We start from the raw sequence: 23462 nt of genomic DNA, 5'->3' as shown, positions 1-23462 counted from the left end.
GCGCTCCCTACTTGGCCGGGCTGAGGCGCATCGCGACCCAGGCGGCGTCGGGGAACAGCCAGACCGAGGCGGCCGCATAGGAGTTGTCGGCGGTGGGGAAGCCGGTGACGTTGTTGCCGTTGAATTCCTGCTCGTTCTGGGCGTCCATCAGCGGGATCACCGGCATGTCCTTCACGAACTGCTGCTCGATGGCGTAGAAGTAGGGCTTCTGGGCGTTCACGTCGGTGGTCGAGGCCAGGTGGTCCAGGGCGTCGTCGATGGCGGCGTTCTTGTAGCGGCCGTAGTTGCCGCCGGTGGTCTGCTGGCCGAGCGGCTTGGCCAGCCGGCTGTCGACGATCTGGTCGTAGTAGGCGCGCGGGTCGGGGGTGAAGCCGAAGCTGCTGAGCAGCATCTGGAAGTTGCCCGACGCCTGGTCGGCGGCCCAGGTGTTGTAGGCCTCCGAGTCGATCTGAAGATCGATGCCGACCTTCTTCAGCTCCTGCTGGGCGAGTTGACCGAGGCTCAGGTAGTCGGTCCAGCCGGAGACCGTCTTCACCGTGACGGTGAGCTTCTTGCCGTTCTTGGCGTAGTAGCCGTCGGAGCCCTTGGTGTAGCCGGAGGCCTTCAGATAGCCGTCCACCTTGTCCTGGCCGGTCTCGAACGCGGTCGGCAGCGAGGGGTCCAGCACCGAGGAGAAGTTGGGGGTGAGCAGTGCCGCCGGGTTGGTCGCGGCGGCCTGGCCGTCGTAGACGGACTGGCTCATGAACGCGCGGTCGACGCCGGCGCTGATGGCCTTGCGGACATTGGGGTCCGCGGTGGGGCCCTGCAGCGCGTTGGGGATGAACGAGGTCACCGCCAGCGGATTGTTGACCAGGGTGTACTTGGGGTCCTTGGCCAGGTAGTTCTTCTTGATGTCCGGGATGAAGCCGCCGGCCCAGTCCAGCGCGCCCGACTCGATGGCGGCGTCGGCGCTGTTGTTGCCGTTGTAGCCGACGTAGCGCAGGGTCGAGAACTTGGGGTAGCCGGTGACGTAGTAGTCCTTCCGGGCGGTCAGGGTGACCAGCGTGGACGCCACCGACTTGACCGTCCAGGCACCGGTGCCGACCGGCTTGCTGTTGAGCACGGTGGTCTTCTGCGCGTCCGGGATGGAGCCCCAGACGTGCTGCGGCAGCATCAGGGTCTTGCCGAGGATGAAGTACGCCTTGGTGTAGGCGGACTGAGTGAACGTCAGGGTCACCCCGTCGGTGCCGTCGGTGGTGACGTTCGCGAGCGGCAGGCCGTAGGCGTTCAGGGTGCTGGCGTGCATGGCGTTGGCGAAGCTGAAGGCGACGTCGGCGTTGGTGAACGGCTTCCCGTCGCTCCAGGTGACCCCGGAACGGATCTTGATGTGCAGGGTCTTCCCGCCGTCGGCCCAGGTGTAGGAGGTGCCCAGCCAGGGCTGGACGTCGCCGGACTTGGAGGTGTTGTAGAAGAACAGCGGTTCGTAGATCATCCCGTCGGTGGACTGCAGCGCGTTGGGCGAGAACGGGTTGAAGTTGGCCGTGTAACTCTGACCCGAGCCGGTCGACACGGTGAGTACTCCGTGCTGCACGGAGGCCGACGGGCCCTTGTGCCCGCTGCTGCCGCCGCAGGCGGCGAGGGTGGCGGAGAGGGCGAGAGCGCTGCAGGCGGCGAGCAGCCGGGAGCGGTTGAGGGTTCTGGGCATGGGTGTGTCCCCTTGGGTCCGATGCAAGCGGGTGGGGCAGGGGGGATCGGCGGCGGTCCGCGCACCGGCGACACCGGTAAAGTCTGGTGTGCCGAAAAAGTAGAGTCGCCCTCAGCGCGTTGTCAATGCCCCGGTATTGATTTGGAGCAAGCCGGGCGCTGATACTGCTGAACCGGTTTTGCGATAACCCGGCAATGCCACAGTTCAACGGAGGAGCACGGTGAAGCGTCCCACCATGCAGGACATCGCCCAGCGGGCCGGGGTCACCAAGGGCGCGGTGTCCTTCGCCCTGAACGGACGGCCCGGGGTGTCCGAGCCGACCCGCCGGCGGATCCTGGCCATCGCCGAGGAGCTGGGCTGGCAGCCCAACAGCGCCGCCGTGGCGCTGTCCGACGGCCGGGCCAACGCCTTCGGCCTGGTGGTCGACCGGCCGGCCCGCACGCTCGGCCTGGAGCCCTACTTCATGCAGCTGATCTCGGGCATCCAGGCCGAGCTGTCGGCCACCGGCACCCCGCTGCTGTTCACCGTGGCCGACGACCAGTTGGCCGAGATCGCCACCTATCGCTCCTGGTGGGGACGGCGCCGGGTGGACGGGGTGTTCCTGGTGGACCTCCGGGTGGACGACGCCCGGGTGCCGGTGCTGGAGGAGCTGGGCATGCCGACCGTGGCCATCGGCATGCCCCAGGCGGCCGGCAGCCTGCCCGCGGTGTGGACCGACGACGCGGCCGCGGCCCGCACCGCGCTGGGCCATCTGGCCGGCCTGGGCCACCGGCGGATCGCCCGGGTGGCCGGACCCGAGCAGCTGCTGCACACCCGGATCCGCACCGAGGCCTTCGCCGCCTGCGCCTGGGAGCTGGGTGTCGAGTACCGCACGGTGGCCTCCGACTACAGCGGCGAGCAGGGCGCCGCCGCCACCCGCGAACTGCTGCTCGGCCCGCGCCGGCCGACCGCGCTGGTCTACGACAACGACGTGATGGCGGTGTCCGGGCTGACCGCCGCACAGGGCCTGGGCCTGCGGGTTCCCGCCGACGTCTCCATGCTGGCCTGGGACGACTCCGCACTGTGCGAGCTGGTGCACCCGCCGCTCACGGCGCTGAGCCGGGACATCGCCGAGCACGGCGCGCACGCCGCCCGGGTGCTGCGGCAGGCCGCCGGCGGCGCCGACTGCGGTGACCTGCGGGATCCCGACCCGGTACTGACCCTGCGCGGCAGCACCGCGGCGCCGGTCGGCGAAGATCAAAGCTGAACCGGTTTAGGGAATCATCGTCGAAACATTGTCGAATACTTCCCGAGGGGTTGTCACTAAACCGGTGCAGTGCTTCCCTGTCCTCACCGGGACCGCCCGTCCGCACCGGCTCCGGGACATTCAATCGTCGCCCTTGCCCCGAGGGGATTCCTGCATGCACCGGAACTCTGCCCGCCTCACCTCCGACGGACAGCCGGACGGACCGCCGGTCACCTGGTTCGGCGTCAACTACTGGTCCCGCACCGGCGGCCCGCTGATGTGGCGGGACGGTTCCGGCGGCAGCGGCAACAGCAGCAGTGACAACAACAGCAGCGGCTACGACGGCGCGGTGGTGGACGAGGAACTCCGTACCCTGCGGGACCACGGCCTCACCATGACCCGCTCGTTCTTCTACTGGCCCGACTTCATGCCCACCCCCGACAGCGTCGACGAGCGCCTCTGCGCCCGCTTCGCCGACTTCCTGGACCGCCACCGGGCCCTGGGCATGGGCACCGTGCCCACCTTCGTGGTCGGCCACATGTCCGGCGAGAACTGGGACCCGGCCTGGCGCGGCGGCCGCGACCTCTACCAGGACGTCTGGATGGTGGGCCGGCAGGCCTGGTTCGCCAAGGAGATGGTGCGCCGCTTCAAGGACCATCCGGCTGTGCTCGGCTGGCTGGTCTCCAACGAGATGCCGATCTACGGCGACCGGGCCACCGCGACCGCCGAGGCCGTCTCGGCCTGGGCCCAGATCATGGTGGACGCGGTGCGCGCGGCCGGCGGCACCCAGCCGGTCTCGCTGGGCGACGGCGCCTGGGGCCTGGAGACCTCGGGCCACGACAACGGCTTCCGGGTCCGCCACAGCGCCGAGATCTGCGACTTCCTCGGCCCGCACGTCTACCGGATGGAGGACGACCCGGTCCGCCAGCACCACGCCGCCGCCTGGGTCTGCGAGCTGGCCGGCACCTTCGGCCGCCCGGTGCTGCTGGAGGAGTTCGGCGTCACCTCGGACTTCGTCTCCGGCGCCAACGCCGCCCACTACTACCGCCAGGCCATGCACAACTCCCTGCTGGCCGGGGCCAGCGGCTGGATCGCCTGGAACAACACCGACTACGACGACCTGGCCGAGCAGCGCCCGTACCGGCACCACGCCTTCGAGATGCACTTCGGGCTGACGGACCGTCATGGCTCGCCCAAGCCACAGCTGGTGGAGATGAAGGAGTTCGCCGGACTGCTGGAGCGGATCGACTTCGGCCGCTGCCGGCGTGCCGACTCCGACACCGCCCTGGTGGTCACCTCCTACCTGGACACCCTCTACCCCTTCACCCGCGCCGAGGACCGCGCATCGGCCCAGCAGGTCCTCCGCCAGTCCTGGGTCGCCGCCCGGCTCGCCGACGCACCCGCGGCCCTCACCCGGGAGAGCGACGGCCTGCCCGGCTCCGCCCGGCTCTACCTGGTCCCCTCCACCAAGCAGCTGCTCACGCCGACTTGGTACGAGCTGGAGCAGCGGGCCCGGGAGGGGGCGACCGTCTACGTCTCCTACTCCCCCGGCAGCCACGACGAGCAGCGCGGCCCCTGGTACGCGCACCTGGACCAGCTCTTCGGCGTGGAGCACCAGTTGGAGTACGGCCTGGTCAACCCGGTGGAGGACGACGAGATCCGGTTCACCCTGCACCGTCCCTTCGGCACCCTGGCCGAGGGCGCCCGGCTCAACTTCCGCGCGGCGGGCGGGGCCGACAGCCGGGTGTTCCTGCCGGTGGTCCCCACCGAGGCCGAGGTGCTGGCCTCCGACGGCCGCGGCCGCCCCGCACTGCTGCTGCGCCGGGTGGGCGCGGGCGCGGTGGTGCTCTGCACCTACCCGATCGAGCAGATGGCGGCGGCCACCCCCCGGGTCAACCCGGAGGACACCAGCGTCCTCTACGACGCCCTGGCCGCCCACGCGGGCGTCCGCCGCCCGGTGACCGTCGCCGACCCCAGGGTCGCGGTGGACCGGCTGGAGCACCAGGACGGCCGCAGCTTCGTCTGGCTGGTCAGCCAGAACCGCGAGGAGGTCACCGTGAAACCGGCCGCCGAGGGCGGCACGCTGCGTACGCTCGACGGCGCGGACGTCGACCGGATCACCCTGCCGCGCTACGGGGTCCGGGTCCTGGAGTGGCACGCCGGCCGCTGACCCGACCGCCGACCCGACCGCTGACCTGGGCGCCGACCCGACCGACCGACCGAACCGCCCACCGTCTCCCCCTCCCCTCCGGAGCACCCACCATGCCCCTGACCGACCTCCCGCTCTCCGAACTGGTCGACTACCGGCCCGAGTTGACCGCACCGGCCGATTTCGACGAGTTCTGGGACCGTACCCTCGCCGACGCCCGGACCCACGCCTCCGCTCCCGTGCTCACGCCCGTCACCGACACCCTGCTCAGCACCGTGGACGTCCACGACGTCCGCTTCCCGGGCTGGAACGGGGAGCCGGTCGCGGCCTGGCTGCTCACCCCGCGCGGCGCCGAGGGCCCGCTCCCGGTCATCGTGAAGTACATCGGCTACAGCGGCGGCCGCGGCGTCCCCACCGACCACCTGCTGCCGCCCTCGGCCGGCTACGCCCACCTGGTGGTGGACAGCCGGGGCCAGGGCCATGACACCCCGGACCGCGGCGAGGGCCCCGGCACACAGTGGGTCGAGGGATTCATGACCCGCGGCATCGAGGACCCGCACCACCACTACTACCGCCGTCTGATCACCGACTGCGTCCGCGCCGTGGACGCCGCCCTGCAGCTCCCCCGGGTCGACCCGGCCCGGATCGTCCTCGCCGGTGGCAGCCAGGGCGGCGGCCTCGCCCTGGCAGCCGCCGCGCTGGCCGACGACCTGGTCGCCGGGGTCATGCCGGACGTCCCGTTCCTCTGCCACTACCGCCGGGGCGTGGAGATCAGCGGCGAGGGCCCGTACGTGGAGGTCGCCAAGTACCTGCGCTGGCACAGCCGGGACCAGGTCGACACGGCGTTCGGCACGCTGTCCTACTTCGACGGGGTGCACTTCGCCCGCCGCGCCACCGCCCCGGCGCTGTTCAGCGTCGGACTGATGGACCCGATCTGCCCGCCCTCCACCGTCTACGCCGCCTTCAACCGCTACGCCGGGGACGACAGCACCATCACCGTCTGGCCGTTCGCCGACCACGGCGGTGGCTACGGCTCCGCACCCCGGATCCAGCTCTCCTGGCTGCGCGACCGGGGCCTCTCCCCGAAAGGGGTGAGCTGACCGAAGCCCGCCCCGGAGGCCTCGTCCGCACCCGTAGAATCGCCGGATGAGCGCTCCGGAGACCACCGCGTCCCTCCTGACCTCCGACAACCCCGCTACGGCCCCGGCGGCCGCAGCGGCGGAACCTGCTGCCTTCCCCGAACCGGCCGAGCCCGCGGACGGTGCCCTCGGCGCGGCCGACGCATCCGACGCGGCTGACGCATCCGGGGACAGCCCCGCGCTGCGGGTGCTGCGCCGGGTCTTCGGCTACGACTCCTTCCGGGGCAGTCAGCAGGAGGTCGTCGAACAGGTGATCGGCGGCGGGGACGCACTGGTGCTGATGCCGACCGGCGCCGGGAAGTCGCTCTGCTACCAGATCCCCGCGCTGGTGCGTCCCGGCACCGGCGTGGTGATCTCGCCGCTGATCGCCCTGATGCAGGACCAGGTGGACGCGCTGCGGGCGCTCGGGGTACGGGCCGGCTTCCTCAACTCCACCCAGGACATGGACGAACGCCGGCTGGTGGAGGCCGAGTTCGTCGCCGGTGAGCTGGACCTGCTCTACCTCGCCCCGGAGCGGCTGCGGGTGGAGGCGACGGTCCGGCTGCTGCAGCGCGGCTCCATCTCGCTGTTCGCCATCGACGAGGCGCACTGCGTCGCCCAGTGGGGCCACGACTTCCGGCCCGACTACCTGGCCCTGTCGTCGCTGCACGAGCAGTGGCCCACGGTGCCGCGGATCGCGCTGACCGCGACCGCCACCGAGGCCACCCACGCCGAGATCACCTCGCGGCTGGGCCTGGCCGACGCCCGGCACTTCGTGGCCAGTTTCGACCGCCCCAACATCCAGTACCGGATCGCCCCCAAGGACGAGCCCAAGAAGCAGCTGCTGCAGTTGCTGCGCACCGAGCACCCGGGCGAGGCCGGGATCGTCTACTGCCTGTCCCGCTCCTCGGTGGAGAAGACCGCCGCCTGGCTGGTGGACCACGGCGTGGACGCCCTGCCGTACCACGCCGGTCTGGACTCCCGGATCCGCGCGGCCAACCAGTCCAGGTTCCTCCGCGAGGACGGCCTGGTGATGGTCGCCACCATCGCCTTCGGCATGGGCATCGACAAGCCCGACGTGCGCTTCGTGGCTCACCTGGACCTGCCCAAGTCGGTCGAGGGCTACTACCAGGAGACCGGCAGGGCCGGGCGCGACGGGCTGCCGTCCACCGCGTGGCTGGCCTACGGCCTGCAGGACGTGGTCCAGCAGCGCAAGATGATCGACACCTCCGAGGGCGACCAGGCGCACCGCCGCCGCCTCGCCGCCCATCTGGACGCGATGCTCGCGCTGTGCGAGACCGTCGAGTGCCGCCGGGTGCGGCTGCTGGACTACTTCGGCCAGAAGAGCGAGCCCTGCGGCAACTGCGACACCTGCCTGGTCCCGCCGGAGTCCTGGGACGGCACGGTGGCCGCGCAGAAGTTCCTCTCCACGATCGTGCGGCTGCAGCGCGAGCGGCACCAGAAGTTCGGCGCCACCCAGATCGCCGACATCCTGATGGGCCGCAAGACCGCCAAGGTGATCCAGTTCGACCATGACGCGTTGAGCGTCTTCGGCGTCGGAGCGGAGCTCGCGGAGGCCGAGTGGCGCTCGGTGGCGCGGCAGCTGCTCGCCCAGCGGCTGGTCACGGTCGAGGGCGAGTACGGGACGCTGGTGCTCACCGAGGAGAGCGGCGAGGTGCTGCGCGGCAACCGCACCGTCGCGCTGCGGCGCGAGCCCGCCAAGCAGCCGCGGGCCGCGAAGGCGGAGAAGGCGGAGAAGTCCGCGAAGAGCGGCGGACGCAAGGCCGCCCCGGCCGACCTGCCCGCCGAGCTGCTGCCGGTCTTCGAGGCCCTGCGGGCGTGGCGCGCCGCGACCGCCCGCGAGCAGGGCGTTCCCGCGTACGTCGTCTTCCACGACGCGACCCTTCGCGAGATCGCCGCCACCGCCCCGGCCGACCTCACCGAACTGGCCGCGGTCAACGGCGTCGGCGAGAACAAGCTCGCCGCCTACGGGCAGCAGATCCTCGACCTGCTGGCCGGGGGCGGCGACGAACCCGCCGCAGGGGAGGAGCCGGAGGGGCACGGGGAGCAGGGGGAGCAGGGGGAGCAGGAGTGACCGACCGGCTCGGCGCCGCCCTGCAGAGGATATTCGCCGAGGCGGACGCGGAGGGCTTCCTCCACGTCCGCGCACTGGACGGTGACCCCGGCGAGGTTTCGTTCGGGGCCGACACCCCGGTCGTGCTCGCCTCGGTGTTCAAGATCGCCGTCGCCCTGGAGTACGCGCGACAGGCCGCTGCCGGCACGCTGGACCGCACCCAGCGGCACACCGTCACCCGGGCCCACCGCAGCGGCGGCGGCGCGGGCAGCGACGGCTGCCAGGACGACGTCGAGCTCTCGCTGCGCGACGCCGCGTTCCTGATGATGAGCGCCAGCGACAACGCCGCGACCGACCTGCTGCTGGAGCGGGTCGGCGCCCGGAACGTCCGCGACACCGTCGCCGGGCTGGGGTTCACCCGATTCCGACTGGGCGGGAGCTGCCGCGAGGGCGCCGCCGAGGTCGAACGCGAGCTGGGAACGGACCCCGCCCAGGCTTCCGAGGACCGCATCCGCGCCCTCGCCTACCTCGACCCGGCCCACGGCCGGGCCGGCACCCCGCGCGAGATCACCGCACTGCTGGCCGCGATCTGGCGCGACGAGGCCGGCCCCGCCGAGGCCTGCGCGGAGGTGCGGGAACTGATGTCCCGCCAGTTCCAGTCCCACCGCCTGGAGTCCGGCTTCCCTCCGCAGGTCCGGGTCGCCGCCAAGAACGGCACGCACTGGGGCATCCGCAACGAGGCGGGCGTGGTCGAGTACCCGGACGGCCACCGCTACGCCGTCGCGGTCTTCCTCCGCACCCGGTCCCTGGCCGAGCGCCTCCCGGCAGCCGACGCCGCGATCGGCCGCTCCGCCCGAACCGCCATCGACCATCTCACCGGGCCGCTCGCGACCTTCTCCGCCGGAGGCGTGGTATCCAAAGGCGATCAAGGAAGCCGACGCCAAGTACACCGCGCACCTCGCGGCACTGGCCGAAGAGGCGAAGCAGAAGCAGGAGAGGAGGCAGCAGCGATGAACCTGGGCAGCCTGACCGATCTCACAGCGAACCTCACTCCGGATCAGCGTGATCGGATCGAGGTCATCAAGGTCCGGATGATCGATTCCGAGCGCGGCCATGAACTGGCGGCTCTGCGCAAGACCCAAGGCATGACACAGGTCCAGGTGGCCGCCGCGATGGGCGTCAGCCAGGGACGCATCAGCCAGATCGAGCGTGGCGCCCAACAGCTCGATACGGCAACCATGTCCGCCTACCTCGAGGCGATCGGCGGCAGACTGACGATACTGGCGACCGTCGGGAACGTTTCCGTGCAGTTGTAGAAGGCAGCCCCCTGCATATCGTGCACCCGCCGCCCCCTATCGCCAACGACCGCTCGCTATAGAGTTGAACCATGAACAGCGGCGAGGACGAGGTGCTGGACTCGGTCGCCGTGCTGGGCGATCCGGTGCGGCGGCGGCTCTACCAGGAGGTGGTGGCGGCTGCGCCGGCGGCAGTGGGGCGGGACGGGGCCGCTGCGGCGGTGGGGATCTCCCGGTCGCTGGCCGCTTTCCATCTGGACCGGCTGGTCGAAGCCGGGCTGCTGGCGGTGACCTATCAGCGTCTGTCGGGCCGGACCGGCCCCGGGGCCGGGCGGCCCGCGAAGCTGTACCAACGGGCGCCCGGGGAGCGGGAGTTGTCGCTTCCGCCGCGCAGCTACGACTCGGTCGCCCGGGTCCTCGCGGACGTGGTGGATCGGGCGGGGCTCGACCTGGAACTGCAGTCGGCGGCCCGCGAGGCCGGGGCCAGGGCGACTGCGGGCGATGGACCCGACCCTGTGACCGAGCTGCGCGAGCGCGGGTACGAGCCGTACTGGGACGAGTCGGCGCTGCGGTTGCACAACTGCCCCTTCCGTTCGCTGGCCGAGGAGTTCCCCGCGCTGATCTGCGGCATGAACCTGGCCCTGATCGAGGGTCTGCTCCCGGGCTGCGCGGGCGGCGAGGGCTGGACGGCGGCGCTCGACCCGCTCCCGGAGGGGTGCTGCGTCTCGCTGCGATCCGAAGCAGGCGCCCTCTAAAACACATTTCCATTGACGATAGAAGGCGGGTGCGGCCATGCTGTCCCCATGGCTGACACCGAGTTCCATCTCGCCCAGGTCAACATCGGACGCATCCTCGGCCCCCTGGACGGTCCCGTCCTGGCCGGCTTCGTCGCCCAACTGCCCGAGATCAACGCCCTCGCCGACGGGGCGCCCGGATTCGTCTGGCGTCTGGTCGACGACGGAGGCGCGGACTCCACCAGCCTGCGCCCCGACGACCATGACGACATGCTGCTGATCAACCTCTCGGTCTGGGAGTCGGTCCAGGCGCTGAAGGACTTCACCTACCGGAGCGACCATCTGAAAGTGCTCAGCCGCCGCCGCGAGTGGTTCGAGCGGCTGGCCGAGCACCACCAGGCGATGTGGTGGGTGCCCGCCGGCCACCTCCCGACCACCGCCGAGGCGATGCAGCGCATCGCCCTCCTGCGCCGACACGGCGACGGGCCCGAGGCGTTCACCTTCCGCGAGCCGCACCCGGCTCCGCGGACCAACCTACCCACCACCACGGCCGTCTGACGCCTGCTCAGGCATCCCGCAGCCGCAGCAGCACCCCGCCCGCCAGCAGCGACCCGGCCGCCCACGCGGCCAGCACGCCCAGCCCCGCCCAGGGGCCGATCGGCAGACCGCGCAGGCCTGTTGTCGCCTCGATGGCGAGTCCGGCGGTCATCGGGGCGATCTGCTGAAGATGCCGCTGCCAGTGCGGGTCGGTCACCACCGACGTGAGGATCGGGAAGAGGAACAGCAGCGCCAGCACCACCCCCACCGCCGTCGCCGAGTCCCGCACCGCGGTGGCGACGCCCAGGCTCAGCAGGGCGATCAGCGCCAGGTACAGCACCGATCCGACGGCTGCCCGCAGCACCGCGCCGTCCGACGGCGACAGCGGCGGGTAGCCGTGCGCGGAGGTGAAGCCGTGGCCGGGGAGGAGCAGCGCCCCGGCCAGCAGGCTGCCGAGCACGGCGACGCCGCCGGCGAGCGCCGCCGCCCCGGCGACCAGGGTCGCCTTAGCGGCCAGCACGGTCCAGCGGCGCGGCATCGCGCCCAGCGTGGTGCGGATCATGCCGGTGCTGTACTCGCCGCTCATCACCGTCACCGCCAGCACCGCGACGACGACCTGGCCCAGGTAGATCCCGGTGAGCGCCAGCTTCGCCGGGTCGGAGCCGCTCGCAGTGGTCGCCGTCGCCGCGACTGCCGTGCTCAGCCCGACCGTCAGCACCACCGCAGCGACGAGCAGCGCCGCCGTCCCCGGCTGGGTGCGCAGCTTGGTCCACTCCGCATGCAGGGCGAGTTTCATACGTCCCTCCGGCGCAGCAGGTGTCCGGCAAGCCCCAGGGCCAGCGCCGCCCAGCCGCACATCACCGCGAAGCCGGCCCAGGGCGCCAGTGGGAAGAAGCCGTTGACCGGCGTGTAGAAGCTGTCGACCTGGGGGAACACCTGCAGGCTCTGCTGGACGGCGAAGCCCGCCGCCGGGCTGAGCCGCAGCAGCCACTCCGACGGCCCGGTCGGCAGCACGGACGCGGTCGCCAGGATGTAGGGCAGCACGGTCACCGCGATGACCAGGGTCACCGCCCCCGCGCCGCGCCGCAGGATCGTGCCGACCGCCAGCGCCATCACCGCCGCGACGGCGAGCAGCAGCCCGGTCCCGACGACCAGCCGCACCTCGGTGAGGAGCCCGACGGGGTAGAGCACATTGCCGTTGGCCTTCAGGATGTGGGTGCACAGCGGGATCGCCACCGCCGCGGCCACCACCCCGGTGGCGAAGGCGGCGCCGGCGCAGACCACGGCCTTCGCCGCCAGCACCCGGACGCGTCCCGGGCTCGCGGTGAGGGTGGTCCGGATCAGGCCGCGCCGGTACTCGGCGGTGATGAAGAGCGTGCCCAGGACCACCACCACGACCAGCCCGGCGAAGGTGCCGACCAGCGTGCGTTCGACGGCCTGGCCGTCGCCCGCCGCGCCGCCGACAGCGGGGGCGATGTCCCCGGACCCCCGGACGGTGAAGGCGCCGGTGCCGGGATCCTGCTGGAAGCCCCCCGTGGGGCCCTGGACGGAGCCGCCACCCGCGGGCGAACCGTCACGGTTGCCCATGGAACCGGTCCAGGTCGCCCCGGACGCCCCGCCCTGCAGCGTGACGTTGTCCAGGGTGGCGGTCGCACTGGTCGGAGAGCTGCTGGCGCCACCGCTGCCGATGCCCTGCGAGAGCGTCTTCACGGAGTCGGGCGAGGCCGCGAACATGCCGATCTGGACCGTGGAGGGCAGCCCCGCCAACTGCGCGGCGCCTATCCGGGTCCAGTTGCTGCCGTCGGTCGAGTCGTAGCCGGTGAGGGTGGAACCGGAGCGGGTCAGCCGCAGCCAGCGCGGGGAGCTCGACGAGACCGCACCCGGCAGCCCCGCCTGGTCATGGGTGTAGTCGTACTGCATCCGCACCCCGTGGGTCCCGGTGACCATGACCGCCGCGTAGGCGGAGCCCTGGCCGGTGCCGTTCTTGACGATGACTCCGGCCTTGGCCCAGGCCTCTGGGGCCGAGAACCCGGAGACCCGCACGGTGATGCTCCCGTCGCCGGTCAGCGACTGGTGCACGAAGTAGAAGGTGTCGGTCACCATGCCGCCCCCGGGACCGACCGGGGGCGACGGGCAGGCCACGTCGCCGCTGGGGCCACTGCAACTGCGGTGACTGCCGTTCGCGCTCAGCAGTCCGAACCCGACCGTCAGCAGCACGGCGACCAGCAGGCCGACCATCCAGCCGCGCACGGTACGGAACTTGGTCCACTCGGCCCGCAGCAACTGCGGGAAGCCGGCCCGGGCGCCCTCCGCCTGCGAGCGGTACGGCGCGATCGTCGTGGTCATCGCACGACCTCCTCGGCCGACGAGCCGTCAGCCCGCTCCGTCGACCCCGATCGGGCGCCGGCGCCGCGGAACTCCACCGCGTCCCTGGTCAGTTCCATGTAGGCCTCCTCCAGCGTCGCCCGGTGCGCGGACACCTCCGAGAAGGGCACCCCGTCCGCCGTGAGCAGGGCGACGATGCGTTCCGCCGCCAGCCCCGACACGGTGAGGGTCTCCCGGTCGGTGGACGCCACCACCGCCCCGGCCCGTGCCAGCAGCGTCATCACCGCCGAGCGCTCGGAGGTGCGCAGGGTGACCCGGTCGCCGGACGCGGCAGCGACCAGTTCACGGACGCTGGTGTCGGCGATGACCCGGCCGCGCCCCAGCACCAGCAGATGGTCGGCGGTGTCCTGCAGTTCGCTCATCAGATGGCTGGAGACCAGTACCGCCCTCCCCTGCGCGGCCAGCGAGCCCAGCAGGCCGCGCATCCAGACGATCCCCTCCGGGTCCAGCCCGTTGAACGGCTCGTCCAGCATCAGCACCGGGGGGTCGCCGAGCATCGCGGCGGCGATCCCGAGCCGCTGCCGCATGCCGAGGGAGTAGCCCCCCGCCCGGCGGCGGGCCGCGGTCTCCAGGCCCGCCAGCCGGATCACCTCGTCCACCCGCCTGGCGCCCAGGCCCTGGGAGTGGGCGAGCCACAGCAGATGGTTCCGCGCGGTCCGGCCGGGCTGCAGCGCCGCGGCGTCCAGCAGCGCGCCGACATGGCTGAGCGGGTGCTTGAGGGTCCGGTACTCGTGACCGCCGATCAGCGCGCGGCCCGCGTCCGGGGTGTCCAGCCCCAGGACGACCCGCATGGTGGTGGACTTGCCCGCGCCGTTGGGTCCCACAAAGCCGGTCACCTGTCCCGGCGTGACGGTGAAGCTCAGGTCGTCGAGAGCCTGCGTCGGCCCGAAGCGCTTGCGCAGGCCGGTTACCGCGATGGTTGCTTCCATGGCAGGAATCATGGCCGCCGGACCCCGCTCCGGTCGTCGCGCCGGGGAGCCGTCCTGGCGTCACCGGTGCCAGCGACTCCCCCGTGCGCGCATCCCCCTTACGGGGGAGGCCGGCCTCCCTGGCCCGAGGGTCGCCAGCACCTGCTCCCAGCGGTGACAATGATCGACGTGGGCCGAGCGGACGACCGGGGCAGGGACGACGAGCGCAGGCAGCTGTGGCGGACTCCAGCCGCCGCCGGTGCTGTGCTCGCGCTGTGCGCACTGACCGAATGGGCGGTGCGCACCGACTTCCGCGCACAGGCGCTGCAACTGGGACTGCTGCTCGGCCTGCTCGCGCTGGCCTCCACCCTGTCTCTGGCCCTGCCGCGTCCGGCCCTCGCCGCCGGCACCGTAACCCTGGCGGTGGTGCTGTCCCTGGTGCCCTTCCACACCCTGACCGGGGCGGGCGCCTGCGCCGAGCTGGTCGCGCTGTACCGGCTCGGCCGCAGCGGCGCGCAGGCAGCAGCCGCAGTGCTGGCCGTGCCCTTCCTGGCGCTGGCCCTCAGCGACCCGGCCGACACCGCGACCAGGGTGCTCGCCGTACTGCTCGCGGCGCTGGCGCCGGCGGCGGCCTGGACCGGTGCCGCGCTACGGGCCCGGGACGAGGCGTTGGAGAGCAGCGCCGCCCGCCAGGTCGTCGTGGGCACCCTGCTGGAGCACACCGCACGTGGTGAACGGGCACGCATCGCACGGGAGTTGCACGATGTGGTGGCCCATCACATCTCGATGATCTCGGTGCAGGCCGAGACCGCCCGGCTGACCACTCCCGACCTGCCCGCCGCCGGGGCGCAGCGGCTGTCGGCGATCGGCGACACCGCCCGCGCCGCGCTGACCGAGATGCGCCGACTGCTGGGCGTGCTGCGCGAGGACGCCGGTACGGATTCAGCGGCCGCACCAGCCGAGCGCCGCCCCCAGCCGGGCCTGGGCGAGCTGAACGAACTGCTGGACGACGCCCGGGACGCGGCCGGCACCGGCACCCGGCTCATCCTGCGCGGGCTGCCCGACCGGCTCGACCCGGGGATCGAGCTGGCCGCCTACCGCATCGTCCAGGAGGCGCTCACCAACGCCCGACGGCACGCGCCGGGCGCGGCCGTCGACGTGGAGCTGCACTACACCGAGGACTCGCTGCGCCTGCGCATCCGCGACAACGGCCCGGGCCCGGCCCCCACATCGGAAGCCGGCGGCCATGGGCTGCTGGGCATGCGCGAACGGGCCGCCGCCGTGGGCGGCGAACTGCGCACGGGGCCCGCGCCCGGCGGCGGCTTCCTCGTCGAGACCGAACTACCGACCAGGTCGGAGACCGCCCGATGACCACCCCACCGCCCGCATCCACGTCCGCAGCGGCACCCGCACCGGTCCGCATCGTCGTCGCCGACGACCACCAGGTGGTCCGCACCGGCTTCGCCGCTCTGCTGGACACCCAGCCGGACTTCACCGTCGTCGGAACGGCCTGCGACGGGACGGAGGCAGTGCGGATCTGCCGCGAGCTGCGCCCCGACGTGGTCCTGATGGACGTCCGGATGCCGGGCACCGACGGCATCGAGGCCACCCGGCAGCTCATCGGCACCGACCCGGAGGGAGCACCGGCGGCGGACGGTCCGCACCGCCCCCGCATCCTCATCCTGACCACCTTCGACCTGGACGAGTACGTCTACGACGCGCTCCGGGCCGGCGCCAACGGCTTCCTGCTGAAGGACGTCACCGCCGAGCACCTATTCGACGCGGTGCGGATCATCGCCGACGGCGAGGCCCTGCTGGCCCCCACCGTCACCCGCCGACTCATCAGCGAGTTCACCCGCCACCGTCCGCGCCGTCCGGACGACCGTCCCGCCCCGGTGCTCACCACCCTCACCGACCGCGAGACCCAGGTCCTCCGGCTGCTGGCGGAGGGCCTGTCCAACTCCGAGGTCGCCGGCCGCCTGGTGGTCACCGAGGAGACCGTGAAGACCCATGTCAGCCGCATCCTGGCCAAGTTGGGCCTGCGCGACCGAACCCAGGCCGTGGTGGCGGCCTATGAGACCGGCCTGGTCGTCCCCCGTTCCCAGGACTCCCCCTGAGGGTGAGCCGCCCCGGTGGCCGTGGCCGCGGCCTGGTCGACCGCGTGGTCCACGGCCTGGTCCACGGCCACCGACACGGGGGCTGTGCAGGGTGTCTCCCGGTCCGTCAGTCGTTGCTCGCGACGACCGCCCCGGCCGCTTCGTCGGCCGTACCGGCTGCCTGGTAGAAGACGGTGCTGCCCTGCTTGGCCTTCTCGGCCTGACCGCGCTTGACCAGTGCCTCGGCGGCACCGCGGGCCAGGTTGGTCTGGACGGTGGTGGCCTCGGTGCCGAAGAGCTCCTGCGCGATCTCGCTGGTCTTCTGCGGGTCCCGCTTGGTGCTCAGCAGCGCGAGGACCCGGGTCGGCAGACTCGGCGCCGACCCGGCGGTGGTGGACCCCTCGGCCGCGGGCTTCCGCCTCGACGCCCTGGGCGTCCTGGGCGCCTTCGGCTCCTTGGCGGGCTTCGCCGCCCTGGCGGGCTTGGCCGCCTTGGCGGTCTTGGCGGTCTTCGCGGGCTTGGTCTCGCGGCGCGGCGCCGGAACCGCGACAGCGGGCTCGGCCACGGCCTCGCCCTCCACCGCTACGGCCACCGGCGCGGACGCGGACGCCGTGACCGGCTGGTCGCCCGGCTTCTCGCCGACCGCCGCCAGGACGCCCTGCAGCCAGGCCTCGGTCTCCCGCAGCGCCGGCAGCTGCTCCTCGATCTCAGCGATCCTCGCCCGGACCGCCGTGAGCCGGGCGGCGATGTCGGTGGCCACCTCGGCGGAGATTGCGGACTTGCTCAGTTCCTCTGCATGCATGTGTTGTTCCTGTCACCTTTGCCCCATTGCAGGCACATGTTCGCCCGCGTGACTGCCGAGCATAGACACTCCACCTGTTGGCCGGTCACCGGAACGCCGCTGTGGCCAGGGCATAATTCAGTGAATCCACAGCGGGAGGGTGCCCCGATGGCGAGTGACAGGACGGGAGTTCGGATCGCCGAACTGACCGGCGAGCATGCCGAGCAGGTTCTGACGATCTATCAACTCGGGATCGACGAAGGCAATGCCACCTTCGAGACCACCGCTCCGGACTGGGAGGCCTTCGACAAGGCCAAGCTCCCGGCGCACCGGCTGGTCGCGCTGGACCCCGTCGGAAAGGTGCTGGGCTGGGCCGCGGTCTCGGCCGTCTCGGAGCGCTGCGTCTACGCAGGCGTGGTGGAGCACTCGGTCTACGTCCACCCGGACGCCCGGGGGCAGGGCGTGGGCGCCGCGCTGCTCAACGCTCTGGTCGCCTCCACCGAGGCGGCGGGCATCTGGACGATCCAGTCCGGGATCTTCCCGGAGAACACCGCCAGCCTGGCGCTGCACCGCCGGTCCGGCTTCCGGGTGGTCGGCACGCGCGAGCGCATCGGCCGCCACCACGGCAGTTGGCGGGACGTCGTCCTGGTCGAGCGCCGAAGCCCCGCCGTCAACTGAGACCTGTCCGGACTATTGACTCCGGCGGCGACGGCGGGCGGCCACCGCAAGCGCGCCGCCGACGCCCATCAGCCCCGCCGCGGCACCGGCCAGCGGCGTCAGCCAGCGCGAACTCCCGGTGTCAGCCATCTGCGCGCGGTGCGCGGCCTCCCTGATGTGCTCGCCCTGCTCCGACTCCCCGCCCGACGACGGCACCGGCAGTTCGACCGTGGCATGTGCGGTGACCCCGGTCGCGACACCGTCGTTGAGCAGCTCACCGGTGACGACGAGCCGCCCGTGGCCGACGCTCGGAGCGAGCTTCACCGTGAACGCGGCCGTGGTCGACCCGCCCGACTGCAGCGCTCCACCCGCCACCGGCACCTCCGTGGTGTAGGAGCTGCCGGCCCGCAGCCCCCCGGACCGCAGGCTGCGCACAGAGGCCCCGGTCGGCGTCACCGTCACCGTGTCCGCGCCCAGATCGGACACGCCGCTGAAGGTGACCCTGGCCGAGGCGTTCGGGATGCGGACACCGCCGTGGGGGCTGATGAACGTCAGCGTGGCCGGGAAGCTCCCGCCCGGCTCGGACCGCCCCGGCACCTGCACGGCCGCCTCCTTGGCGGCGGACGTGGCGAAGTTGAACGTGCTGCCGCCCACCCTGACATTGTCGACATAGGTGTCCAGCGAAGCCGAGGCGTCCCCCAGCGCACCCACATTCAGGATCACCCCGGCGACGGTGACCTCGCCCCCCGCCGCCGCGAGGAACTGCTTCAACGTGGCATCGCTGCCCGCCGCGTACGTGCCGAACGCCCGGGAGGTACGCCACTTGGACGTGGACCCCTCGGCGAACTCGTGCCAGCTGTTCGCGGTGACCGAGCCGTTGAGCTGGGGCTGGAAGCTGAGCGTGGTGAACGTGGGGGCGGTGATCACCAGTTGCAGATTGGCGCCGTAGGGGACCGCACCGGCCGTCGAGCCGCTGCCGTTGACATACAGGTCGTAGCTCATCGGCTGCGTGGAGAGGGTGCTGAGCTTGCCGTTGAGGACGTGCCCGAGCTGGGCGCGTTGGCCGGGGCCGACCTTCAGCCTGGCGCTGCCGTCGCTGTAGACCGGGTCCGCCAGTGTGCCGATGGCCGCGACGCCGGTACTGTCCGGCGTCACCGCCCATGGACTGCCCTTGTCGATCTGGGCCTGACGCACCGTCACCACACCGGCGGCCTGCGCGGACGGCCAGGCGAGCGCGGCCATGAGGACGGCGGCCGAGGCCGCGGTGACGACTCTGCTGGAACGCACAGGAGACTCCTGTAGGTGAGGAAGCGAGCGGGACCCATCCAGCGACACCCGTTCCGCGACCCGCGGCGGGACCGACACGGCCCCTTCCGCCACCCGGCCGACCGAATTCACTCCGCCGGGGCGTCCCGCCGGGCCCAGAGTGTCACCCGTCCGAGTCCCTCACTCGCGCCCCGCTCGGGGTCGGTGCGCTGCTGCTCACCGCAGGCAGCACAGTCGCCCTGCGCCGCAGGATCCGGCGCCGCCGACGGCGGGCACCCCGATCCGGTGGCGCCCGCACCCACCAGCCCTTGACCGAACCGGACAGCGCTCATAGGGTGCCGCTGGAAAGCGCTTTCCAGCTCAAGCACCCACCTCCCCGGAGCGCGCATGCCGACCACGCCCCCGACTCCACCTCAGTCTTCGCCTTCGCTGCCAGTCTCCGACGGCGCCCCAGGGCTGACCGTCGTCGGAGACTCGTTCCTCAGGGACGGCCGCCCGCACCGGATCGTCTCCGCCGCGATCCACTACTTCCGGATCCGCCCCGAGCTCTGGCTCGACCGGCTGCTGCGGCTGCGCGCGATGGGTGTCAACACCGTCGAGACCTACATCGCCTGGAACGTCCACGAGCCCGAACCCGGCCGCTTCGACTTCGACGGCCCGCAGGACGTCGCCGCGTTCATCACCACCGCCGCCGGCCTCGGCCTGGACGTCATCGTCCGCCCGGGCCCGTTCATCTGCGCGGAATGGGAGTTCGGCGGCCTGCCCGGCTGGCTGCTGGCCGATCCCCTGCTGCGCCTGCGCCGCAACGAACCCCGCTACCTGGCCGCGGTGGACGCCTGGTTCGACATCCTGCTACCGGTCCTGACGCCGCTTCAGGCCGGACGCGGCGGACCGGTCGTCGCCATCCAGGTCGAGAACGAGTACGGCAGCTTCGCCAACGAGACCGCCCATCTGGATTACCTGCGCCAGGGACTGCTACGCCGCGGCGTCGACTGCCTCCTCTTCACCGCGGACGGCGCAGCCGACGGCTTCCAGCTCGGCGGCGGACTCCCCGGTGTGCTGGCGAGCGCCACCTTCGGCTCCCGCCCGGAGGCCGCTCTGGCCACGCTGCGGCGGCACCAGCCGGAGGGCCCGCTCTTCGTCTCCGAGTACTGGCACGGCTGGTTCGACCACTGGGGCGAGGCGCATCACGTCCGTGACCCCGAAGAAGCCGCACAGGTCCTGGACGCCCTGCTGGCCGCAGGCGCGTCGGTCAACATCTACATGGGCCACGGCGGCACCAACTTCGGATGGCACAACGGCGCCAACCACACCGGCACCGCCTATCAGCCCACCGTCACCAGCTACGACTACGGCGCACCGGTCGGCGAGGCCGGCGAACTCACCGAGAAGTTCCACCGCTTCCGCGAGGTCATCGCCCGCCACCAGGGCCCCAACCCGCACCCGCTCCCGCCGCCCCACCCGCGCCTGACACCCCGTCGGCTCCGCGCAGAAGCGGCCGTCCCCCTCCGCGGGTCCCTCGACCTACTGGCCAAGGCCCACCATCTCCCGCAACCCGAGCCCATGGAAGCCCTGGGCCAGTCCCTGGGCCTGATCCACTACCGCACCCGCCTGCGCGGCCCGCTGCGGCAGGCGGAACTGTCCGTCGACGGCCTCGCCGACCGCGCCCAAGTCTTCCTCGATGGAGTCGAGTTGGGTGTCCTCGAGCGCGACCACCCGGACCAGGGCCTGACCCTCGCCGTCCCGGCAGCCGGCGCCGAACTGGAACTGCTCGTCGAGAACCAGGGCCGCATCAACTACGGCCCGCTACTGACCGACCGCAAGGGAATCAGCGGCGGCGTCCGACTCGACAACCAGTACCAGTTCGGCTGGGAGATCCGCCCCCTCCCCCTCTCCGACCTCACGCCCCTCGACTTCTCCCGCGACGGCCCGGCCGACGCCGATGGCGCCTCCACCTCTGCCTCCACCTCTGCCTCCGCCGCCGTCTCCGTCGGCCCGACCTTCCACCGCTTCACCGTGACCCTCGACAGGCCGGCGGACGGCTTCCTCGCCCTCCCCGGCTGGACCAAGGGCATGCTCTGGCTCAACGGCTTCGCCCTGGGCCGCTACTGGGACCGGGGCCCGCAGCAGACCCTCTACGCCCCGGCACCACTCTGGCGAACGGGCAGCAACGAGATCATCGTCCTGGAACTGCACCGCGCGGGGGACGAACTGGAGCTGACGGACACGCCGAGGCTGGGTGTGGCGGACGGCACGGCTGTACCTCAGTGGTAGGACCGCCCCGGGCCGCGACATCGAGGCGGCACCCCGCTTCCCCCACGCCACATGTCACACCCCCCTGTCACCATGGCGCCATGTCGGAACAGACGCAGAAGCTGAGTCGCAAGCAGGCATCGGACGCGGTCGTGGCCGACGGGTGGCGCTATCTGCTGGGCACGCTCCGGGCCTCGGTCGTGGTGGGGTCCCTCGCACAGGCCGCCGAGGTGGCGGCGGCTGCGGTCACCGCGTGCGGGGCGGAGGCCGACCGTCACCTGCGCGTGGACATCCGGCCGGAGCGGGTCGTGCTCATGCTCCAGTCGTTGGACCAGGCCGCCGTGACCACGCGTGATGTCGACCTCGCGCACCGGATCTCCGCGACCGTGGCCGAGGCGGCACTGCGGACCGACCCCGAAATCACCACCACCACGCACTCGGTCCGAACGCACTCGGTCCAGCTCTTGGAACTGGCGATCGACGCGATCGACATCCCCTCCATCAGGCCCTTCTGGAAGGCGGTGATGGGCTACGCCGACGAGGCCGGGGCCACCGGGCCCGACGATGCGCTGGTCGACCCACTCGGCCAGGGGCCGGCGATCTGGTTCCAGCAGATGGACGCCCCGCGCCCGCAACGCAACCGGATCCACTTCGACCTCTGCGTCCCGCACGACGAGGCGCAGCACCGGCTCGATTCCGCCGTGGCGGCAGGGGGCCGACTGGTCTCCGCGGCCGAGGCCCCGGCCTTCTGGGTGCTCGCCGACCATGAGGGCAACGAGATCTGTGTGACCACGTGGGAGGGGAGGGACGACGCCCCGCAGTAACCGTAGAGGCGCCATGCGCAGACGAAGATCCAACGCCCCAACCGCACCCCCACCCCCTACCCCCGCTCTCCCGCACGCAGTTCCACCGCGACCCTGCGGCGACCGATCACGGCCGTCTCCAAGGCGACCACCGCGCAGGCAAGGCCCAGCAGCGCCAGGCCCGGAACGACCAGCGGGAGCACCGCGGCGTGCAGGCCGACCGCGGTCGCGCCGGGGACGGTGCCGGCTGTGCCGGCCAGGCCGGAGAGGTTGACGGCCGGGCCGAGCAGGGGGACGGTGGCGCGGCCGACCAGCGTTCCGGCCGCCACGCCGACGAACACCTGCGGCAGGGCTTCCACCAGCATCAGCCGGTAGCCCTGCGCGGAGCCCATGCCCATGGTCCGTAGCCGCGCCAGCAGCGCGGCCTGCGACGGGGCGGCCTGGAGCAGCGCCAGCAGCACCGCGAGCACGCTCAGCAGCCCGGCCGCGACGATCGTCCACAGGTACAGCGCCAGCGCCTCGCGGGGCTGCGGCGCACCGTTCAGCGCGTCCAGTACCTGCGAGCGCAGCCGCACCGTGAGGAGGGCCGGGTCCACACCCGCCTGGGCGGTGCCGCGGACGACGGCGGCCCTCAGCGTGTCGCCGCCCGCCGAGCCGCCGATCATCAGGAGGTCGGGGCTGGGAACCGTCGTCGACTGCTCATCGGCGATCTTCGCCAAGGCGGCATTGGAGACCAGCAGGGCATTCTGGTCGGTCGTCAGCAGGGTGCTGGGAACGGTGCCCACCACCGAGATGCCATATCGTCCGATGTAGTCGTCCCTGTCGATGGCGGCCACGCCGGAGCTGCGGATGCGGGCGGCCAGCGCGGGTGAGGCCAGCGCGGGAATCGTCGCGCCACCGCGGTAGGCCAGCAGCGACGGCGGGAAGGCGGCAGCCGTCGACCCCTGTTCGCGGGCCAGGTCGTCATAGGCCTGCGGGTCGATCCCGAACAGGTCGTAGCTGCCGCCGTCCGGGCCCACCGTGCCGCCGGCGAGGTGCTGGACGCCGAGTACGGTCCGCACCCCGGGGGTGTCCCGGAACGCCTGGACCACCGTGGCCGGCAGCGGGAGCCGGGACTCCACCCGGGCGTCCGCGCCCACCTCCGCCAGCGCGGCCCCGCTGCGCCCCTGCGCTGCCCCGCCCAGGACCTCGGCGCCGAAGCTGCCGACGGAGAGCGCGAGCAGCAGGGCCAGCAGCGGCAGCAGGGCCGCGCCGGCCGGTCCCCGGCCGGCCCGGGCCAGGCCGAGGAAGCCGACCGCGCCGCCCCGGCGGGCCAGCGGTCGGGCGGCCCGGCGCAGCGGCCACGGGTAGAGCCGGACCACCAGCACCGCCGCGGCCAGGCCGAGCAGCAGCGGCGTGCCGACCAGCAGCGGATCGAACCCGCCACCGGTGCTGACGCCGCGCCGGCGTACCTCGGTCGCGGCGGCGGCAGCGGCCGCCAGGGCGGTGGCCTCGGCC

18 protein-coding genes and 1 pseudogene are annotated in these 23462 nt (G+C 72.3%); 12 read left to right on the top strand and 7 right to left on the bottom strand.

Annotated features, from left to right (window positions below):
• Nucleotides 1–7: 7 nt before the first annotated feature.
• Nucleotides 8–1684 (bottom strand): ABC transporter substrate-binding protein, encoded by a 1677-nt coding sequence (locus tag TR46_RS01285; RefSeq protein WP_042392076.1) that lies wholly within the window; start codon nt 1682–1684, stop codon nt 8–10.
• Nucleotides 1685–1904: 220 nt separating this feature from the next.
• Between TR46_RS01285 and TR46_RS01280 the strand changes: the two genes are divergently transcribed.
• The 7 genes from TR46_RS01280 to TR46_RS01250 all read left to right on the top strand — a co-directional run bounded on the left by TR46_RS01280 (nt 1905) and on the right by TR46_RS01250 (nt 10837).
• Nucleotides 1905–2930, top strand: coding sequence for a LacI family DNA-binding transcriptional regulator (locus TR46_RS01280; RefSeq protein WP_042392074.1), 1026 nt, complete (start codon nt 1905–1907; stop codon nt 2928–2930).
• Between the two features lie 154 nt (nt 2931–3084).
• Nucleotides 3085–5079, top strand: a complete 1995-nt coding sequence (locus TR46_RS01275) for a cellulase family glycosylhydrolase (RefSeq protein ID WP_042392071.1) — start codon at nt 3085–3087, stop codon at nt 5077–5079.
• A gap of 92 nt (nt 5080–5171) precedes the next feature.
• Nucleotides 5172–6158, top strand: a complete 987-nt coding sequence (locus tag TR46_RS01270) for an acetylxylan esterase (RefSeq protein ID WP_042392069.1) — start codon at nt 5172–5174, stop codon at nt 6156–6158.
• Nucleotides 6159–6204: 46 nt separating this feature from the next.
• On the top strand, nt 6205–8271 hold the full coding sequence (gene recQ / locus TR46_RS01265; protein WP_084717704.1) for a DNA helicase RecQ: 2067 nt from the start codon (nt 6205–6207) through the stop codon (nt 8269–8271).
• The gene (locus tag TR46_RS01260) at nt 8268–9566 is read left to right on the top strand and encodes a serine hydrolase (protein WP_063770498.1); all 1299 of its coding nucleotides are present in this window, start codon (nt 8268–8270) and stop codon (nt 9564–9566) included. The genes recQ and TR46_RS01260 overlap by 4 nt, the downstream gene beginning before the upstream one ends.
• A gap of 71 nt (nt 9567–9637) precedes the next feature.
• Entirely contained in the window at nt 9638–10300 is a 663-nt protein-coding gene (locus TR46_RS01255; RefSeq protein ID WP_042392068.1) for a helix-turn-helix transcriptional regulator, read from the top strand.
• A 48-nt stretch (nt 10301–10348) separates the two neighbouring features.
• Nucleotides 10349–10837, top strand: coding sequence for a DUF3291 domain-containing protein (locus TR46_RS01250; RefSeq protein ID WP_042392066.1), 489 nt, complete (start codon nt 10349–10351; stop codon nt 10835–10837).
• 7 nt (nt 10838–10844) lie between these two features.
• Here TR46_RS01250 and TR46_RS01245 read toward each other — a convergent pair whose 3' ends face one another.
• The 3 genes from TR46_RS01245 to TR46_RS01235 are packed head-to-tail and all read right to left on the bottom strand — an operon-like array spanning nt 10845 to nt 14130.
• Nucleotides 10845–11612: an ABC transporter permease gene (locus TR46_RS01245; protein WP_042392064.1), complete on the bottom strand. Its 768-nt coding sequence runs from the start codon at nt 11610–11612 to the stop codon at nt 10845–10847.
• Nucleotides 11609–13162 (bottom strand): ABC transporter permease subunit, encoded by a 1554-nt coding sequence (locus TR46_RS01240; RefSeq protein WP_042392062.1) that lies wholly within the window; start codon nt 13160–13162, stop codon nt 11609–11611. Before TR46_RS01240 ends, TR46_RS01245 begins: the two co-directional genes overlap by 4 nt.
• Nucleotides 13159–14130: an ABC transporter ATP-binding protein gene (locus TR46_RS01235; protein WP_042392055.1), complete on the bottom strand. Its 972-nt coding sequence runs from the start codon at nt 14128–14130 to the stop codon at nt 13159–13161. Before TR46_RS01235 ends, TR46_RS01240 begins: the two co-directional genes overlap by 4 nt.
• 168 nt (nt 14131–14298) lie before the next feature.
• Here TR46_RS01235 and TR46_RS01230 point away from each other — a divergent pair, with 168 nt between their 5' ends.
• Nucleotides 14299–15480 (top strand): sensor histidine kinase, encoded by a 1182-nt coding sequence (locus TR46_RS01230; RefSeq protein ID WP_236655162.1) that lies wholly within the window; start codon nt 14299–14301, stop codon nt 15478–15480.
• Nucleotides 15477–16226, top strand: a complete 750-nt coding sequence (locus TR46_RS01225) for a response regulator transcription factor (RefSeq protein WP_042392052.1) — start codon at nt 15477–15479, stop codon at nt 16224–16226. The genes TR46_RS01230 and TR46_RS01225 overlap by 4 nt, the downstream gene beginning before the upstream one ends.
• Nucleotides 16227–16332: 106 nt before the next feature.
• Here the strand turns inward: TR46_RS01225 and TR46_RS01220 are convergent, their stop codons facing one another.
• Nucleotides 16333–17007, bottom strand: a complete 675-nt coding sequence (locus tag TR46_RS01220) for a hypothetical protein (protein WP_042392051.1) — start codon at nt 17005–17007, stop codon at nt 16333–16335.
• A 147-nt stretch (nt 17008–17154) separates the two neighbouring features.
• On the opposite strand from TR46_RS01220, the gene TR46_RS01215 reads away from it, so the two are divergent.
• The gene (locus tag TR46_RS01215) at nt 17155–17664 is read left to right on the top strand and encodes a GNAT family N-acetyltransferase (protein ID WP_042392049.1); all 510 of its coding nucleotides are present in this window, start codon (nt 17155–17157) and stop codon (nt 17662–17664) included.
• A 12-nt stretch (nt 17665–17676) separates the two neighbouring features.
• On the opposite strand, the gene TR46_RS01210 is transcribed toward TR46_RS01215, so the two are convergent.
• Nucleotides 17677–18930, bottom strand: coding sequence for a hypothetical protein (locus TR46_RS01210; RefSeq protein ID WP_042392047.1), 1254 nt, complete (start codon nt 18928–18930; stop codon nt 17677–17679).
• A 366-nt stretch (nt 18931–19296) separates the two neighbouring features.
• Between TR46_RS01210 and TR46_RS01205 the strand changes: the two genes are divergently transcribed.
• Both TR46_RS01205 and TR46_RS01200 read left to right on the top strand, forming a co-directional pair.
• Nucleotides 19297–21183: a glycoside hydrolase family 35 protein gene (locus tag TR46_RS01205; RefSeq protein WP_052432477.1), complete on the top strand. Its 1887-nt coding sequence runs from the start codon at nt 19297–19299 to the stop codon at nt 21181–21183.
• 80 nt (nt 21184–21263) lie between these two features.
• Entirely contained in the window at nt 21264–21986 is a 723-nt protein-coding gene (locus TR46_RS01200) for a 4a-hydroxytetrahydrobiopterin dehydratase family protein (protein WP_042392045.1), read from the top strand.
• A 56-nt stretch (nt 21987–22042) separates the two neighbouring features.
• Here TR46_RS01200 and TR46_RS01195 read toward each other — a convergent pair.
• Nucleotides 22043–23462: pseudogene (locus tag TR46_RS01195) on the bottom strand (ABC transporter permease); the annotation flags it as partial.

It is taken from the genome of Streptacidiphilus carbonis (assembly GCF_000787775.1).
Taxonomy (GTDB): Bacteria; Actinomycetota; Actinomycetes; order Streptomycetales; family Streptomycetaceae; genus Streptacidiphilus; species Streptacidiphilus carbonis.
This window is presented reverse-complemented; position numbering and strand designations above follow the sequence as displayed.